Genomic DNA, 16,863 nt, shown 5'->3' with positions numbered 1-16,863 from the left:
GTTATTTGACGAACGTGGGAGCCGGCTCGAGCGCCGTTTCCGTCGCGGTGGCCTGGGCCTCCGCGCGGTGGTCGCGCGCGATGAGCACGTACAGGGCAGGCACCACGAAGAGGGTGAAGAACGTGCCGATCGTCATACCGCCGACGAGCACGAGGCCAATGGAATTTCGGGCGGCGGCGCCGGCACCAGTGACGAGGATCAGCGGGAAGTGACCGGCGATGGTCGCGGCACTGGTCATCAGCACCGGGCGCAAGCGGGTCATCGCGGCCTCGTGGGCCGCCTCGAGCTTCGTGCGGCCCTGTTCCTGGAGCTTGTTGGCAAACTCCACGATCAGGATGCCGTTCTTCGCGATCAGGCCGACCAGGGTCACCAGGCCCACCTGCGCGTAGATGTTGAGCGTGGTCGTGAACGCATTGGTCCAGTACGGCATGTTCGGCACCGGGAACTTCAGCCAGGTGAAGATCAACGCGCCGAAGAGCGCGAGGGGCACCGAGCCGGCCAGGATCACGAGCGGGTCGCGGAACGAGTTAAACTGCACCGCGAGGGCGAGGAAGATCAGCACGACCGCCAGCGTGAAGGCGGGAACGAATTTGTTGCCCTCCTGACGCAGCTGGCGCGACTCGCCCGTGTAATCGATCGTGTAGCCGCCCGGCAGGACGTCGCGCGAGATTTCCTCGAGCGTCTTGAGCGCGTGGTCGAGCGTGGTGGCGGGGACGCCGGAGATCGTAACGGCATTGAGCTGCTGGAAGCGGTTCAACGACCGCGGCACGACGCGATTCTCGATGTGGGCCACCGAGCTCAGCGGGATCAGTTCGCCCTTGGGGCCGCTGATGTAGATATCGCGGAGTTGGTCCGGGTTGAGCCGGTCGGTCCGCTCGATCTGCGGGATGACCTTGTAGCTGCGACCGGAGATGTTGAACCGGTTGACGTAGTTGCCGCCGAGGGCGGAACCGAGATCGGCGCCCACCTGGGCGAGGTTGAGTCCGAGGGCCGCGACTTTCTCGCGGTCGATGACGACCTCGGCCTGCGGCTGGTCGATCTTGAGGTCGAGTTGGAGGAAGCGGAACTTGCCCGACTTCATCGCCTCCGCCTCGATCTTCTGCGCCATGGTGAGCAGCTCGTTGGTGTCGCCGGTCGAGGCGACCACGAACTCAACCGGGAAGTTGCTGCCGCCGGGGAGCGCGGCGGGCGTCGCGGCGAAAACCTGGATGCCCGGAATCTTCATCAGCTTCATCGAGAGCTCTTCCTGGATCTGGAAGATCGTGCGTTGACGCGGGTGCTGCCACGGTTTGGTCACCAGGCCGGCGAAGCCGTCGGCCCCCATGGACGCACCGACCGACGGCGGGAACATGATGGTGAACGTCAGATCGGTTTCGGGCGTCTCGAGGAACGCCTGCTCGATGGCCCGCGCCTGCTGGCTCTTCTGGTCGGCGGTGGCATTCGCGGGCGCCGTGACGATCGCGAACATGAAGCCCTGGTCCTCATTGGGCGCGAGTTCCTTGGGCGACATCATGAACATCGGAATCCACATTGCGAAGACGATCACCCAGAGCATGTAGACGACCGGACGATGCTGCAGCGTGCGGCCCAGCACGCGGCCGTAGGTTTGCCGGAGCTTGTCGAAGCGGTGGTTCACCCAGCCGGCGAAGCCGCGTTCCTCGGCCTCGGCACTCTTGAGGAGGCGCGCCGACATCATGGGCGAGAGCGTGAGGGCGACGATGCCGGAGATGGTGACGGCGCCGGCGAGGGTGAGCGCGAACTCGCGGAAGAGCGCGCCGGTGAGGCCGCCCTGGAGACCGATCGGGGCGTACACCGCGGCGAGCGTGACGGTCATCGCGATGACGGGTCCGACGAGCTCGCGGGCGCCCAGGATGGCAGCCTCGCGCGGGGTTCGGCCCTCGCGCAGGTGCCGTTCGACGTTCTCGACCACGACAATGGCGTCGTCGACGACGAGACCGACCGAAAGCACGATCGCGAGCAGCGTCAGCAGGTTGAGGGTGAACCCGAACATCTGCATCAGGAAGATGCCGCCGACGAGGGAGACGGGGATGGCGAGCACCGGCACGAGCACCGAGCGCATCGAGCCGAGGAAGAGGAAGATCACCACGACGACGATGAGCAGCGTGTCGATGAGCGTGTGGGTGACCTCGCTGATGGCGGTGCTGATGTAGGCGGAAGCATCATACGCGACCGCCGCCTCGAGACCCGACGGCAGGTCGCGTTTGACGAGGTCGAGTTCCTTCAGCACGCGCTTCACCACATCGATCGTGTTGGCATTGGGCAGCGGGAAGATGCCCATGAAAACGGCGGTCTTGCCGGAGTAGCGGACCTCGGTGTCGTAATCCTCGGCACCGAGTTCGACGTCGGCGATGTCCCGGAGGCGGACGCTCGTGTCATTCTGCTGGCGGATGACGAGCTGCTTGAATTCGTCGACCGTGTGGAGGTCGGTGTTAGCCGTGAGGTTGACCTGGACGAGGTTACCCTTGGTGGTGCCGACGGCGGACAGGTAGTTGTTCGCCGCGAGCGCCTGGCGGACCTGCGCCGGGCTGATGTTGAGGGCGGCCATCCGGTCCGGCTTGAGCCACACGCGCATGGCGAAAACGCGGGCGCCGAGCACCTCGGCCCGCTGCACCCCGGCGACCGCACCGAGGCGCGGTTGTACGACGCGGGTGAGGTAGTCGGTGATCTCCGCCTGGTTCAGGATGGTGGACGAGAAGCTCAGGTAGGCGGCGGCGATCTGGGAGTCGGCGGACTCGACCGTGATCGACGGCACCTCGGCCTCGGGTGGCAGGTCGTTGCGGACCTGGTTCACCTTGGAGGTGATTTCCGCGAGTGCCTTGGTCGGATCGTAATTGAGCTTCAGGCGCGCGGTGATGACCGAGATGTTCTGCAGGCTCTTGGACTGGACGTAATCGATGCCGTCGGCGGAGGCGATGGCACGCTCGAGGGGCGTGGTGACGAAGCCGCGGACGAGCTCGGCGTTGGCCCCGACGTAGGCGGTGGAAACGACCACGGAGGCGTTTTCACTGCGCGGATACTGGCGGATGCTGAGCGTCCGCCAGGCTTGGATACCGGCGATGACGATGACGAGATTGACGACGATCGCCAGGACGGGACGTCGAATGAAGAGATCGGTAAAGGCAGGTTTCATGGGTGGTGTGGGCTGGCCATGGTGGTAGGCAACCGGCACGCAGCGCGGATCAGGTATTGGCGGGCTTGGGATCGAGCTGCGCCTTGGGCGCGAGCTTGTTGTCGATCACGACCGCCATGCCGCCGCGGAGCTTGAAGACCCCGGAAGTGACGACGGTCTCGCCCGGCTTAAGGCCGTCGACGACGGCGACGAAATCGCCGCGCGCCAGGCCGATGCGGATGAACTGCTGGCGGAGAACCTTCTTGGTCTCGCCGGATTTTTCGTCCTTGCGGTCCTCGACCACGAAGACGGAGTCGCCGAAAGGCGCGTAGAGGACGGCAGTCGCCGGGATGGCGAGAACCTCCTGCTTCTCGGGCAGGATGACATCGACGTTGGCGAACATGCCGGAGCGGAGCTTCTCGCCCTTGTTGGCGAGGGTGGCCTGCACCCGGACGTTGCGGGTGACGGGATCGACCTCGGCGTTGATAGCCGTGATCTTGCCGTCGAACGTCACGTTCGGCGCGGCGTCGGTCTGGACGCGGACCGGAGTACCGGGTTCGAGCCGGGCCAAGCGCTGCTGCGGCACGGAGAAGTTGGCGTAAATCGGGTCAAGCGTTTGGAGCGCGGTGATCTCGTCGCCTTCGCGCAGGACCTGGCCGAGGTTGATCATGCGAAGGCCGAGGCGGCCGGCGAAGGGGGCGCGAATGGTCTTCTTGGCGATGACGCCCTTGAGGTTATCGACTTGGGCGGCGGCCTGCTTGGCCTGGGCGTCCGCGGCATCGAGCTCTGCGACGGAGTTGGTGTTGCTCTCGCGGAGGTCTTTGGCGCGCTGGAGATTAGCCTTGGCGAGGGCGGCGGTAGCCTCGGCGGCGCGGAGTTGGGCCTCCTCGGTGGCAGTGTCGAGTTGGACGAGGAGGTCGCCGGCTTTCACGTTGGCACCCGCCTCGAAGGCAATCTGGGTGACCTTGCCACCGACCTCAGCGGCGACGGTAACACCCTGAACAGGGGCAATGGTGCCGGTTGCGGAGATGCTGGTTTCCCAGGTTTGCGGCGCCACTGGAGCAGCGGTCACGGTCTCGGGCGGCATGACCTGGTTCTCGCCCATGGCCATGAGGGTCCGAATCTGGCCGCCCTTGATGAGGGCGAGCGGACCCGCGATGCAGGCGACGATCAGCAGGAAGATGAAGGCGTAGCGGACGAGTTTCATGGGCGGTGGTGGTGGGTGAGGCTAAGCAGTTACAATAATGCGGGAAGGAGGTCAGCCGGCGGCTTGGGGAGCGGAGTCGGTGGCGGGACAGGCGGTGGGGGTGGAACGTTGGGCGGCTTGGGCGTGCACTTTCGTCAGGAGGGCGACGAGCGTGCGGCGTTCGTCTTCGCCAAGCGGCTGCAACAGCCATGCCATACGCTTGAAATGCTCGGGAAGGATGGTGGCTAGGAGCGACTCAGCCCGGGGCGTAATCTGAACGCACATCATTCGCCTGTCATCGGCGTGAGGAGCCCGCGTAACGAGACCATCGCGAACAAGGGTGTCGATGAGCCCGGTCATGGTGGCCCGGGTGACACAGGACCGATCGGCGAGTTCGGCCGGCGTAAGCGAATGAGGCCCGTTGCATTGGCGGCGGGTCCCCCAGAGGGCCATGAGAACACCAAAGCGGCCTTTGGTTATATCATGTTTTGCCAGATGCTCTTCGGCAATTTTCATGACCTCGTCGCCGGTACGGAGGAGATGCATGAACGCCTCTGTCGCCGACGGATCCAAATCAGGAAACTCGCGTGCCGCGGCAAGGAGGCACTCGTAACGAGGAAGGTCCTTAATGGAACTCAGAGGCATGTCGGATTGATTAAAGGGGCGGATAGTTAGGGTCCTAACGATAAAAGCAAGCGGAACCATGAGATTTGCATTCCCCACCCCCTATCCAAATTTCTCCCCTGCTGTACCTAAGGCCTCATGGAACATTCGTATCCCGTAGCTGTGGGTGTTTCCACGTACGCCTTGCTCCCCTCCGCTGAGGGAGAGGTTTGCGTCGTCGCATCAGTGGTCGATCAGGGACAGGTTCGTACCCGATTAGGCATACACCACCAGGGGCAGCCCTCGTAACCACCAATTGGAGACAGACCTGTCCAACGCCCCCTTTCTCGTAGTGCCGTCCGACCTTGGCGACGCGGCTTCGCGCAATACAGAGATCCAGTTCGCACTCGCCGCCGTCGGCGGCCAAATATCTCTCTTGTTCTGCCGCGCACCGTTCGTGATCGCAACAGCTCCCTCCAGCTAACCCGAGGCTTTCTGTCGCGTCCGCCAGACTCCCTTCAACTCCTGCACCAGAGGGCGACGGCTGCGAAGAGTTTGCCGCATTGGTGACAAGTTCGGACGGTGCGTGGCCAGATCGGCCCAAAAAAAGCCCGACCGAAGTCGGGCTTGGAGAAAAGGGAGCAACTGTTCGCTCAGAGCGACTGCGCGGCGGCGACGAGGGCTTCGGTCGTGAGGCCGAGTTCCTTGAACGCGATCGGTGCCGGGGCGCTGAGACCGAAGCGGTCGATGCCGACCACCTTGCCGTCGAGACCGACGTACTTGTACCAGAGGCCGGTTACGCCCGCCTCGATGGCGACGCGCTTGCGGCAGGAGGCCGGGAGGATGCTCTCGCGGTACTCGGCGGACTGGCGGTCGAAACGCTCGGTCGAAGGCATTGAAACGACGCGGGTGCCGGCGCCGAGCGTCTTGGCGGCGGCGACCGCGTACTGCACCTCGGAACCGGTCGCGATGAGGATGCGCTCCAGAGCGGCCGTTTCCTTGACCGCAATGTAGGCACCCTTGAGCACGCCTTCGCGGCGGGTCTGCGCGGGAATATCGTTCAACGTCGGCAGCGCCTGGCGGGTGAGCGCGAGAAGCGTCGGACCATCGGCACGCTCCAAAGCCGCGGCGAAGGCACCCGCGGTTTCCTCGGGATCGGCGGGACGAATCACGTCGAGATTCGGGATGACGCGGAGGCCGGAGACGGTTTCGACCGGCTGGTGGGTCGGGCCGTCCTCGCCCACGCCGACGGAGTCATGCGTGTAAACGTAAACGACGGGCAGCTTCGACAGCGCCGCGAGCCGCATCGACGGACGGGAGTAATCCGCGAAGACCAGGAAGGTGGCGATGCTCGGGCGGAAGAGACCGTCGTACGCGATGCCGTTGGCGATCGCGGCCATGCCGTGTTCGCGGATGCCGAAGCGGATGTTGCGCCCGGCGCGGTTGGTCGGGTCGAAGTCCTTGTCCGCCGCGATGTAGTTGAGCGTCGAGCCGTAGAGGTCGGCGCTGCCGCCGATGAGCAGAGGGAGCTGCGCGGCGAGCGGCTGGAGGACATCGCGGCCGGCGGCGCGGGTCGCGAGCTTGGCATCCGCCGGGAAGAGCGGGATCTTCTCGAGCAGCGCGCCGGCCTTGGGCGCGTTCTCGGGCGAAGCGGAATCGAGGAGCGCGGCCTTGTCGGGGTTCGCGTCACGCCACGCCTTGTAGGTCTTGGACCACTTGTTGCAGCGGCGGACGAGCGTCGCCTTGTGCTGGGCGAAGTAGGCGCGGACGTCGTCGCTGACGAAGAAGTGCTGGTCGGCGGGCAGCTCCAGGCTGGCGCGGGCGGCGTCGGCGAACTTGGCGCCGCCTTCGCCGTGGCCCTTGGAGGTGCCCTGCACCTCGGCGATGCCCTTGCCGATGATCGTCTTGGCGATGATGAGCTGCGGCTTGCCGCTCTTGGTCTTCTTGGCGCGGTTGAACGCCTTCAGGAATGCGGCCATGTCGTGGCCGTCGACGGTCTGGACATCCCAGCCGATCGCCTTGAAACGGAGCGCGGTGTTCTCGCTCTGCGTCTTGTCCGCCATGGCGTCGAGCGTCACGGCGTTCGAATCGTAAATCAGGATCAGGTTATCGAGCTTCTGGTGACCGGCAAAGGCGACGGCCTCCATGGCGACGCCTTCCTGCATGCAGCCGTCACCGGCGAGGCAGACGACGTGGTAGTCGAAGATCGGGTGCTCCGCGGTGTTGAAGCGGGCGGCGGCCATCTGGCCGGCGAGAGCCATGCCGACGGCGTTGCCGATGCCCTGGCCGAGCGGACCGCTGGTACACTCGACGCCGGGCGTCTCGTGGAACTCAGGATGGCCGGGCGCCTTGCTGTGCAGGACGCGGAACTTCTTCACCTCTTCGAGCGGCAGATCGTACCCGCTGAGATGCAGCCAGCTGTAGAGGAACATCGAGCCGTGGCCGGCGGAGAGGATGAAGCGGTCGCGATTGATCCAGCGCGGACGCTCGGGGTTATGCGAGAGGGCGTGGCCGAAGAGCACGGCGCCGATGTCCGCACAGCCGAGGGGAAGGCCGAGGTGACCGGACGAGCAGGCGTGAACGGCGTCGATCGCGAGACCGCGGGCCTGGTTCGCAGCCTTGGCGAGGAGGTGTGTTTGGAGCGTCATGTGAGGTGAATAAAGTCTCAACAGAGGTAGCTGCGGGCGCCGGAATGGGAAAGCCCGAATTTGGCATTACGGTCCCAAATTTCTGTCCAACGATCGCGCAAAACCGCACCGGCAGGTCCACGTGACTCTCCCCCCGGTGAATCGCTATTCGCGGCGCCCCAAGTTTGGGAGAAAGGTGTCGCCCTCGGTACCGGTCCCACACGGCCGTGGGCCGATTGCGCATCGTTGAATGCGAACAATCCCCGGGCCGGCGGCGGCATCACCATGATTGCCTCCCCGGACCGATTGCGAAACCGTGGGACCATGCTGCTCGAGGCGCTCGAACACTGGCTGACCCCCTGCCCTCGGCCCTGGCGGGAACTCGGGTACCTCCACGAGCAGATCGCGATCGATGCCCGCCTGCGCCGCAATCACGACGCCTGGGCGCCGCACCTGCAGGCCACGCGGCGGGCGATCCTCGATGCGGCTGAGCTCTGCGCGCGACCGAAGACCGCGTTGCTCCTCGGCGCCGGCATCCACCACGACGTTCCCTTGGTAGAACTGGCCTCGCGCTTCGAACGCGTGCTGCTCGCGGACCTGGTCCATCGCCCGCGCGTGCGCCGGCGGGCCGCAGCGATCAGCGCCCGCATTGCATGCGTCGAGTTCGATGTCACCGGCATCCTGGGCGACCTCATGGCGCACGGCCGCGCCTGGAACGAGGAGGAGATGGTCGAGCGGGTGCGGCACGCCCCCATCGGCCTCCCGCCGGGTGCGGGCGAGGAGCCCGATCTCGTCGTGTCGGCCAACCTCTGCGCGCAACTGATGCTGCTGCCGTATGACTGGTTGGCGCGGCAGCGGCCGACAACCGACGACCTGGCCGAGCAGCTCGAGCGCGCCGCGGCCGAACGCCACCTGGAGTGGCTGCGCCAGCGGCGCGGCGTCTCCCTGCTGATCTCGGAGACGGAGCGCCGCCAGGTCAGCCCGACCGGCGAAGTGCTGGACCGCGAACGCGTACCAGGGCTGGGGCAGCTTGGCGTGGCCGATCGGAAGTGGCTGTGGCGCGTCGCGCCAATTCCAGAGGCGAGCCGCGCCTACCACCGCGAGCACCTCGTTGGGACCTGGTACCTGCGGGGCGGTCCCCGACGGGGCGGCGCTTCCGGAACTCCGTGGTGAGGAGCCAGCCGGCCGGAGCTGGGAGCCAACGTGGGAGAGAAAGAGGAAGAGAAAGAGGAAGAGGAAGATATTGGCGGGGCCCGGCGGGTGGACGTCACCGGCGGGCACAAAAAAGCCGCCCGGCGGCAGGCCGGGCGGCTTCGGGAAAACGGAGAGGGAGCGATTACTCCTTCTTCGAGGCCTCGTCGAGGATGTCGCCGAGGTTCATCATGTCGTTGCTCGCGCTGCGGTTGAGCGCCTCGTAGGCCGAGGTCTCGGCGGCAAGCTGCTCCGTGGAGTAGTTCGCGGCCTTGATCGACAGGCCGAGGCGGCGCTCTTCGCGATCGATCTTGATCACGCGCGCGGTCACTTCCTGACCGGGCTTGAGCACGTCCTTCACCTTGTCGATGCGCTCCTCGCTGATCTGCGAGATGTGCACGAGACCGTCGATCCCGTCCTTCAGCTCCACGAAGGCGCCGAACGAGGTGATCTTGGTGACCGTGCCCTTCACGACGTCGCCGATCTTGAAGAAGCTGTCGATGTCCGACCACGGGTCGGTCGCGAGCTGCTTCATGCCGAGGCTGATGCGCTGCTGCTGCGGATCGACGTCGAGGACGATCGCGTCGACCTCGTCGCCCTTCTTCAGCATTTCCGACGGGTGGTTCACCTTGCGGGTCCAGCTCATGTCGGAGACGTGCACCATGCCGTCGATACCCTCTTCGAGTTCGATGAAGGCACCGTAGGTCGTCATGTTGCGGACCTTGCCGCGAACACGAGCGCCGATCGGGTAGTTGTGGCGGACCATGTCCCACGGATTCGGCTCCAGCTGACGCAGGCCGAGGGAGATCTTCTGCTCTTCCTTCTGGATGCCGAGGACGACCGCATCGAGCTCCTGACCGACCTTGAGCAGTTCGGAGGGCTTGGTGATGCGCTTGGTCCAGGACATCTCGGTGATGTGGACAAGGCCCTCGACGCCCGGCTCGATCTCGACGAACGCGCCGTAGGGGACGAGGTTGACGACCTTGCCGTGAACCTTGGCGCCGACCGGGTACTTGCGGTCGATTTCGTCCCACGGATTCTTGGTGGTCTGCTTGAGGCCGAGGGAGACGCGCTCCTTCTCACGGTTGACCTCGATGATCATGACCTGGACCTCCTCACCCTGCTTGAGCATTTCGCTCGGGTGAGAGATGCGGCCCCAGCTCATGTCGGTGATGTGCAGCAGGCCGTCCATGCCGTCGAGGTCGATGAACGCGCCGAAGTCGGTGATGTTCTTGACGACGCCCTTGCGGATCTGGCCCGGCTGGATCGACTCGAGCAGGTTGCGGCGCTTCTCGGCGCGCTGCTGTTCGATGAGCTCGCGGCGGGAGAGAACGATGTTCTTCCGCTCGAGGTTAATCTTGAGGACCTTGAAGTCGTAGGTCTGGCCCACGTACTGATCGAGGTTCTTGGGCGGCTGGATATCGATGTGCGACGCCGGCATGAAGGCATCGACGCCGATGGAGATGATGAGGCCGCCCTTGACCTTGGCCTTCACGCGGCCAGTGGCCACGGAGCCTTCGGGAAACTTGGTGAGGATGTTGTCCCAGTTCTTCTTCTGCTCGGCCTTGTCGAAGGAGAGAACGGGGGCGCCGCTCTTGTCCTCGAGCTTCTCGACCATCACTTCGATGGTGGAACCGATCTGCAGTTCGCCAATGTCGATGAACTCGTTGGCGGAGATAACACCTTCCGATTTGCCGCCAATATCGACGACGACTTCGTTCTGGCGGATTTCGGTGATAACGCCCGGGACAATCGCGCCTTCCTTCAGCTTGTCGAAGGACGACTGAGCGAGCAGCTCTTGCATGACTGAACTCATATAACAGATGCGCCGGCCGTGCGCTTGCTCCGAGAACGTCCGTCCGACGGGTCGACCGCGCCGTGAAGCGCGACCGGATTGGTTGATGGTTGAACTAACGTAGCAGGCCGGCGGGAGCATCGCGGCGGTACGCCAGCCTGACCGACCAACTGCCGCGAACGGTCAAACTCGCTGCGCCAGCAACTAGCCGCAAGCCCTATTTCCGAGGTTGTTCATCCCGGCGGCGCCGCTGACGCACCGCCGCCAATAGGCTAGGCGACGTCACAAATCGCAGCCAGCGCTTAGCCACGTGGCAGTAGCCGGCAACCCGCTGTTATCCTGAGTTTTACGACAAGCTTGACCTAGGGAGTCGACGCAGCCGGCGGCTGCACGCGCTGCGCGGCGGGGCGGGCATCAAGCGCCTGCTGCACTTTGCGGAAAAAGACTTCGTACTGGGGGGTGTCGCGCATCGTGGTCTCGGTCGCCATCCCCATCCGATTGCTCGAGTCGCTCTCCACGATCTCCGTGAAGCGAACGCTGGCCTCGGTGCCGGTCTCATCGAGCGTGGCTTTCAGCCGCACGCGGATCGTGACCTGACGCGACGACCCGGCGCTCTCGCCGATGTCGACGCCCGTCACGCCGTCGAACTCGCCTTGGGCGGGCCCGCCCCGCGTCATCCGGTAGCCCATCGCAGTCGCAGCCTGTTTCACGGCATCGAACACCACCCGCGGCGGCGCGGAAAACGTGTGCCGGCGCGGCTCGTTGCGCGCCGCGATGCGTTCGCGCACCGAGGAGACGGACTCACAACCCGAGACGACGAGACACGCGACCAGCAGGCCAAGGACAAACCGGAGCTTCATGGAGCCAAATCGCATGTCCGCGTGCCGCCCCGCCGGCAAGCCGCAACGCGCACCCTCCCCTTTGTCCTCCGGTGGGTGGGTCGCCCGTTTCGAAGGCAGCACGACGAACTGCAGGCGGCCAGCTATCGCGGCCACGGCGAGCCCGGCGGACCGAAATGCGTGCCGGCGGGGAAGCTCAGGCCGAAGTACTCCTCGAGCATCGCCAGCAGTTCCGCGCCATCCCGGATCAACCGCGTCTCCGGCGCGCCGCCCGTCGGCCGGCGCGTGAACTCGTGATTCAGGATCGAGAGCCGGCCCGAGGGCGTGGCCAGCGCGACGCCCAGCCGCGCCCTCATATGCGACTCCGGGTGCCGGCTCGTGAACCAGTTGGCGATCTCGCGATCGATCGGAGGCATCTCTTCCAGCGTAAACTCGCAGACGTCCTGCCAATCACTGCCGATCCGGATCTGGTGAAACAGCCGGCCGCCCTCCCGCACGATGCGCCGTGGCTCGTGCCGCGTCGGCAGTTCGCGGCCGGAGTCGTCGAGCGGGATCGCCGACGTCAGCGAAAGGCCGCCGACGCCGACATCCGTCAGCCACGAGGTGCCGTCGATCTCCACGCGGAGGAAGAGGTGCGTGCGGGGAGGCGTGAACTCACGCGGCCTTTGCCAGCGCACGCGGGCGCTGAGCGGCCGCACCGCGAAACCCAGCGCCTGCAGGACCTCGAGCAGGAGCCCGTTTTGCTCGAAGCAGTAGCCGCCGCGGCCGGCGTGGACCAGTTTCCGTTCCACCGTCGCGGGCGTGAGATCGATGCCGCGATCGAGCAGCACGTCCAGATTTTCGAAGGGAATCGAGGTCGCGTGGGCGAACGTCAGCGCGTGCAACACCGCCAACGTGGGCGCGCGCGGACCGGCGTAGCCCACGCGGGCGAAGTAGGCGTCGAGATCGGGAGTGTACGGCGGCTGGGTCATCGAGGGCGCGAGGCGTCAGAGCCACCCTACCCTGCGATCGCGTGGCGGCACAACGTCCGCGCCAACACAGCCCCGGTGAAACTCCCGCGCGCGCTGTGTCCGTACACCCGTCTCACGCCGGCTGCTGCTGGGATAGGCAGTGCAGCGTGCCGAGCCCCCAGATCAGGTCGAAGCAGTCCACGGGTACGACTTCGCGATCCGGGAAACACTGGCCGATGATCGCGCACGCTTCCGTGTCGCGGCGACGCTGCCGGAACGTCGGGACGAGCACCGCGCCGTTGACGATGAGGAAATTCGCGTAGCTCGCCGGTACGCGCTGCCCTTGGAACGCGACACGCCCAGGCATCGGCAACGGCACGATCGTCAGTTTCCTGCCCTCGGGCGTCCGGTAGCGTTTCAACCGGGCGAGGTTCTCCGCCAGCGGCGCATGGTTGGCGTCGCGAGAGCTGGCTTCGACGCAGGTGATCACGCCGTCCGCACGGAAGAACCGCGTCATGTCGTCGATGTGGCCATCCGTGTCGTCACCGACGATCCCCTCGCCCAGCCAGATCACGTCACTCACCCCGAGCCAGTCGCGAAGCGTCTGCTCGATCTCGGCACGTGAGCGGCCGGGATTGCGATTCGGGTTGAGCAGGCACTGTTCGCTTGTGAGCACCAGGCCGCGGCCGTTCACGTCGATCGAGCCGCCCTCAAGGACAAAGTCCGTCGCGAAACGGCGGACTTTCAGGCGCGCGGCGATACGCGGCGGGATCGCATTGTCGCGGTCGACGGGGCCGTACTTGCCGCCCCACGCGTTGAACTGCCAGTCGGTGATGGCGACCTCGCCCGTGCGGTCGTGCTTTACGAAGATCGGTCCGTGATCCCGGCACCAGGCGTCGTCCGTCGGGTGGTTGTAGAAGGTGACCCGGGCCAGGTCGGCGCCGGCGGCGGCGCACAACCGCCGCGCCCGCGGCTGCAGCGCCGTCGCGGCATTGATCCGCACCGGCTCAAAGCGGCTGATCGCCGCGACGTACTTGGCGAACGCATACGGCACGGGGCGGAACTGGCCAGGCCAGGTGGAGCGCTTGTGTGGCCAGGAGAGCCAAACCGCCGCCTGCGGCTCCCATTCGGCGGGCATGCGAAAGCCGAGCGCGGCGGGCGTGGCCGGAGCGGCGAGGCGGGACGGACGAAGGGCGTTTTTGGCTTGGGTCACGAGCAAAGGACGGACGAAGGAGGTTTCAGGCGGAAGTCTCACGGCAGCGCGGCACAAGGCCCACCGCGCGAGATGGTCGGATACTGTGACGCCTCAGTCGATGAAGCGGCGGGTGAGATTCTCGTACGCGTCGATCCGGCGATCACGCAGGAAGGGCCAGTGGGTGCGCGTGGTGTCGACCTGGCCGAGTTCGAGGGGCACCACGAGGATCTCCTCTTGGTCGACGCTGGCCTTGGCCAGGATCTGCCCGCTGGTACCCGCGACAAAGCTCTGGCCCCAGAACTCAATGCCGTCGCCCCCTTCCGGACGCTCGACGCCGATCCGGTTAACCGCCGCGACATAGCAGCCGTTGGCCACGGCATGGCTGCGTTGGATCGTCTCCCAGGCGCCGTGCTGATTGGCGCCGTGTTCCTGCTTCTCGCCCGGGTGCCAGCCGATCGCAGTGGGATAAAACAAGATCTCGGCCCCCTGCATGGCAGTGAGGCGCGCGGCCTCCGGGTACCACTGGTCCCAGCACACGAGCACGCCGATGCGGCCGAACTTGGTGTCCCACGCGCGAAACCCGGTGTCGCCCGGCGTGAAGTAGAACTTCTCGTAGTAGAGTGGATCGTCCGGGATGTGCATCTTGCGGTACACGCCGAGCAGCTTGCCATCGGCGTCGATGATCACCGCGGTGTTGTGGTACAGCCCGGCGGCGCGTTTCTCGAACAGCGACGCCACAACAACCACGCCGTGTTTGCGGGCGAAACTCTGGAAGGCCTTGGTACTCGGGCCAGGGATCGGCTCGGCGAGGCCGAAGTACTCGTGCTTCTCTGCCTGGCAGAAGTACTGCGACCGGAACAGCTCCTGGGTGCAGATGAGGTTCGCACCGCGCTTCACGGCGCGCTCCGCCAGCGCGAGCGTCTTTTTCAAGTTCGCGGCCGGATCGGCGGAACAGGCGTGCTGCAGGAGGCCAAGGGTGACGGTGCTCATGGTGGAGGGGGCAAAACGTTGTGGGCGTCGCGGCGCCGAACACAACCCTAGGCCTGACCGCGTCGGCCGCGCAAATCGCGCCTTGTTTCGACGCCCGGTCCAACCGGCGGCCGCACCGACACTGTCCCTCCGCTGACGGGCCGGGACAGCGGAGTCTGGCGGCGTTGGCCGTCCTACTTCTTCACGCGAAGCAGGTACACGTCGCCATTGCCCGCGCGGCTACTCGTAAACAGCACGTACCGGTCGTCGGGAGAGAACGCCGGATGCGGGTGCCAATGCTGCTGGGAAAACAAGCTGCCATGGCGGAAGACGTGCCGGCCGGTCAGCTTGCCCTCCACCAAGTGGTAAAGGTTCAGGTACGGCGCACTCTCCTTGCCATCCCCGACGAACCAGCGCCCGTCATGGCTCACCTGCGTGTGGCCGTCGAAAAACTCCGTCGGGTATTCGCGATACGAGCCATCCCGGGTATCCGCGACGCCGATCATCTTGGCCTTTTTGGGGTACGTGGCCTGGTAGCCAACGTGGATGCCGTCGGGAAACCAATACTCGTGGCCGATACTCAGCGCCGGCGTTTCCTCCGGGCGCAACGGCCGATTGCCGGCGGCGCTGACGAGCCACATCCGCTGCTCGACCTGATCCCAGCGGCCCTCGTGGCAGTAGAGCGTCAGGTCCGGATTGGTCGGGCTCATGATGACGTGGCTGATCCACTTCTTCTGCCGCGCCCGTTCGTGCCACCCGGTCCCATCCGCGCGACCAATCATCACCGCGCTCCACGGTCGCTTGGTGAAGCGCTCGTTCATGTCGGAATAGATCACGTCCGTCTTCGTAGCCACGTGGATCTTCTCGCTGATCGAAAACGCGACTGTGTCGCCGGCGTCCGTGACCGACACCGCCGCGCCGACGCTGTAGCCTTCGGGAACGGTCGTGATCGTGCGCTCCTTGAGCGTGGTGAGGCTCACCGCCTTCACGAGGTTGCCGTCGCGGTAGAAGACTTCCCGGGTGGCCGCGCAGACATCAGCCCCCGTGCCGGCGATCGCCTTCCCGTCGGTCAGCTGCACGAACGCGAATGTCCGCAGGTCGAGGTAGTAGAGATTCCAGGCGCCGGTGCGGCGCGACGTGAACACGAGGCCGTGGTCTTCCGGTACGAAGCTGTGGCTCGTGAAGTACAGGCCGCTGTCGTCGGCAGGATCGGTTGTCACCTGGATGACTTCCCAACCGGACTCCTCGGCGAGGAATGTCTTCTGCTCCGCCGGATAACGGACTCCCTTCCCTCCCCGCGCTCCGGCTGCGTCGAGCACGGGAGCGGTGAGGGCGAGCACACACAACAGCGCTGGCTTGATCATGTGCCGCCAGACGCACGTGAGCGGAATTAGGCACCGCGCGCCGGATTGGCCGAATGGCCAAGGGTGGCGCCGCCGAAAAACGATCGAGGCTGCGCCGGTCGAACCGGTGCAGCCTCGGCAAGACAGATCCACGGCGCGGCGCGGACGCCGAGCTCAGTATACGACCTTGTTCAGCGGATACTCGACGATGCCTTCGGCGCCGAGCGCCTTGAGCTGCGGGATGATCTCACGGACCACGCGCTCGTCGATGATTGTCTCCAACGCGACCCAGCCCTCGTTCGCCAGCGGCGAGACGGTCGGATTGCGCAGCGACGGCACGGCCTTGATGATCGCGTCGAGCGACTTCGTCGGCGCGTTCATCTTGAGGCCGACCTTGGACTCGGCTTCGAGCGCGCCCTGCAGGAGCAGCGCGATCGTCTCGATCTTCGCCCGCTTGGCGGGATTGGCCCAGCTCGCCTTGTTGGCGATGAGCTTGGTGTTGGTCTCGAGGAGCGTGTCGACGATCCGCAGCTTGTTCGCCCGAAGCGAACTGCCGGTCTCGGTGATGTCGACGATCGCATCGACCAGGTCGGGCACCTTGACCTCGGTGGCGCCCCAGGAGAACTCGACGTTCACCTTCACGCCCTTCGACTCGAAATAGCGCTTGGTCGTCTGGACCAGCTCGGTGGCGATGCGCTTGCCCGCGAGGTCGGCGGCCGACTTGACCGACGATGCCTCGGGGACGCAGAGCACCCAGCGCGACTTCTGCGTGGAGACTTTGCTGTAGATCAGGTCGCACACGTCGACGACGTCGGACTCATTTTCCTGGATCCAGTCCTGGCCGGTGAGCCCGCAGTCGAAGAACCCATGCTCCACATAACGGCTGACCTCCTGGGCGCGGATGAAACGTCCGTCGAGCTCCGGATCGTCGATCGACGGCCGATAGCTCCGCGAGCTGGTGGTGATCTTCCAACCCGCCTTGGCGAACAGGTTCTTGGTGGATTCCTCAAGGCTGCCCTTCGGCAGCCCGAGCAT

The 16,863-nt window shown here is 65.5% G+C and carries 12 protein-coding genes; 1 reads left to right on the top strand and 11 read right to left on the bottom strand.

Going from position 1 to position 16,863, the window contains the following annotated elements:
• Position 1: 1 nt before the first annotated feature.
• From DB354_RS02975 to tkt, 4 genes are all read right to left on the bottom strand, one after another.
• The gene (locus DB354_RS02975; RefSeq protein WP_107833942.1) at positions 2-3,151 is read right to left on the bottom strand and encodes an efflux RND transporter permease subunit; all 3,150 of its coding nucleotides are present in this window, start codon (positions 3,149-3,151) and stop codon (positions 2-4) included.
• 49 nt (positions 3,152-3,200) lie between these two features.
• A complete protein-coding gene (locus DB354_RS02970) occupies positions 3,201-4,337 on the bottom strand; it encodes an efflux RND transporter periplasmic adaptor subunit (RefSeq protein ID WP_107833941.1) in 1,137 nt (378 codons plus the stop codon).
• Between the two features lie 51 nt (positions 4,338-4,388).
• Positions 4,389-4,961: a MarR family transcriptional regulator gene (locus DB354_RS02965; RefSeq protein ID WP_107834066.1), complete on the bottom strand. Its 573-nt coding sequence runs from the start codon at positions 4,959-4,961 to the stop codon at positions 4,389-4,391.
• A gap of 611 nt (positions 4,962-5,572) precedes the next feature.
• The gene (gene tkt, locus DB354_RS02960; protein ID WP_107833940.1) at positions 5,573-7,567 is read right to left on the bottom strand and encodes a transketolase; all 1,995 of its coding nucleotides are present in this window, start codon (positions 7,565-7,567) and stop codon (positions 5,573-5,575) included.
• 264 nt (positions 7,568-7,831) lie between these two features.
• On the opposite strand from tkt, the gene DB354_RS02955 reads away from it, so the two are divergent.
• Entirely contained in the window at positions 7,832-8,719 is an 888-nt protein-coding gene (locus DB354_RS02955) for a hypothetical protein (protein ID WP_146180085.1), read from the top strand.
• Between the two features lie 163 nt (positions 8,720-8,882).
• Here the strand turns inward: DB354_RS02955 and rpsA are convergent, their stop codons facing one another.
• The 7 genes from rpsA to hisG all read right to left on the bottom strand — a co-directional run bounded on the left by rpsA (position 8,883) and on the right by hisG (position 16,863).
• Positions 8,883-10,541: a 30S ribosomal protein S1 gene (rpsA, locus tag DB354_RS02950; RefSeq protein ID WP_107833938.1), complete on the bottom strand. Its 1,659-nt coding sequence runs from the start codon at positions 10,539-10,541 to the stop codon at positions 8,883-8,885.
• 353 nt (positions 10,542-10,894) lie between these two features.
• Positions 10,895-11,392, bottom strand: coding sequence for a hypothetical protein (locus tag DB354_RS02945; protein WP_107833937.1), 498 nt, complete (start codon positions 11,390-11,392; stop codon positions 10,895-10,897).
• Positions 11,393-11,514: 122 nt separating this feature from the next.
• Entirely contained in the window at positions 11,515-12,342 is an 828-nt protein-coding gene (locus DB354_RS02940; RefSeq protein ID WP_107833936.1) for an arylamine N-acetyltransferase, read from the bottom strand.
• A 112-nt stretch (positions 12,343-12,454) separates the two neighbouring features.
• Positions 12,455-13,459, bottom strand: coding sequence for an agmatine deiminase family protein (locus DB354_RS02935; protein WP_107834065.1), 1,005 nt, complete (start codon positions 13,457-13,459; stop codon positions 12,455-12,457).
• 168 nt (positions 13,460-13,627) lie between these two features.
• On the bottom strand, positions 13,628-14,506 hold the full coding sequence (locus tag DB354_RS02930; protein WP_107833935.1) for a carbon-nitrogen hydrolase: 879 nt from the start codon (positions 14,504-14,506) through the stop codon (positions 13,628-13,630).
• Positions 14,507-14,679: 173 nt separating this feature from the next.
• Positions 14,680-15,849, bottom strand: coding sequence for an oligogalacturonate lyase family protein (locus DB354_RS02925; protein WP_107833934.1), 1,170 nt, complete (start codon positions 15,847-15,849; stop codon positions 14,680-14,682).
• 153 nt (positions 15,850-16,002) lie between these two features.
• Positions 16,003-16,863, bottom strand: a complete 861-nt coding sequence (hisG, locus tag DB354_RS02920) for an ATP phosphoribosyltransferase (RefSeq protein WP_107833933.1) — start codon at positions 16,861-16,863, stop codon at positions 16,003-16,005.

Origin of the sequence: Opitutus sp. ER46 (assembly GCF_003054705.1) — a bacterium.
GTDB lineage: Bacteria > Verrucomicrobiota > Verrucomicrobiia > Opitutales > Opitutaceae > ER46.
The sequence above is the reverse complement of the archived record's forward strand: the minus strand, read 5'-3'. Positions and strand labels throughout refer to the sequence as shown.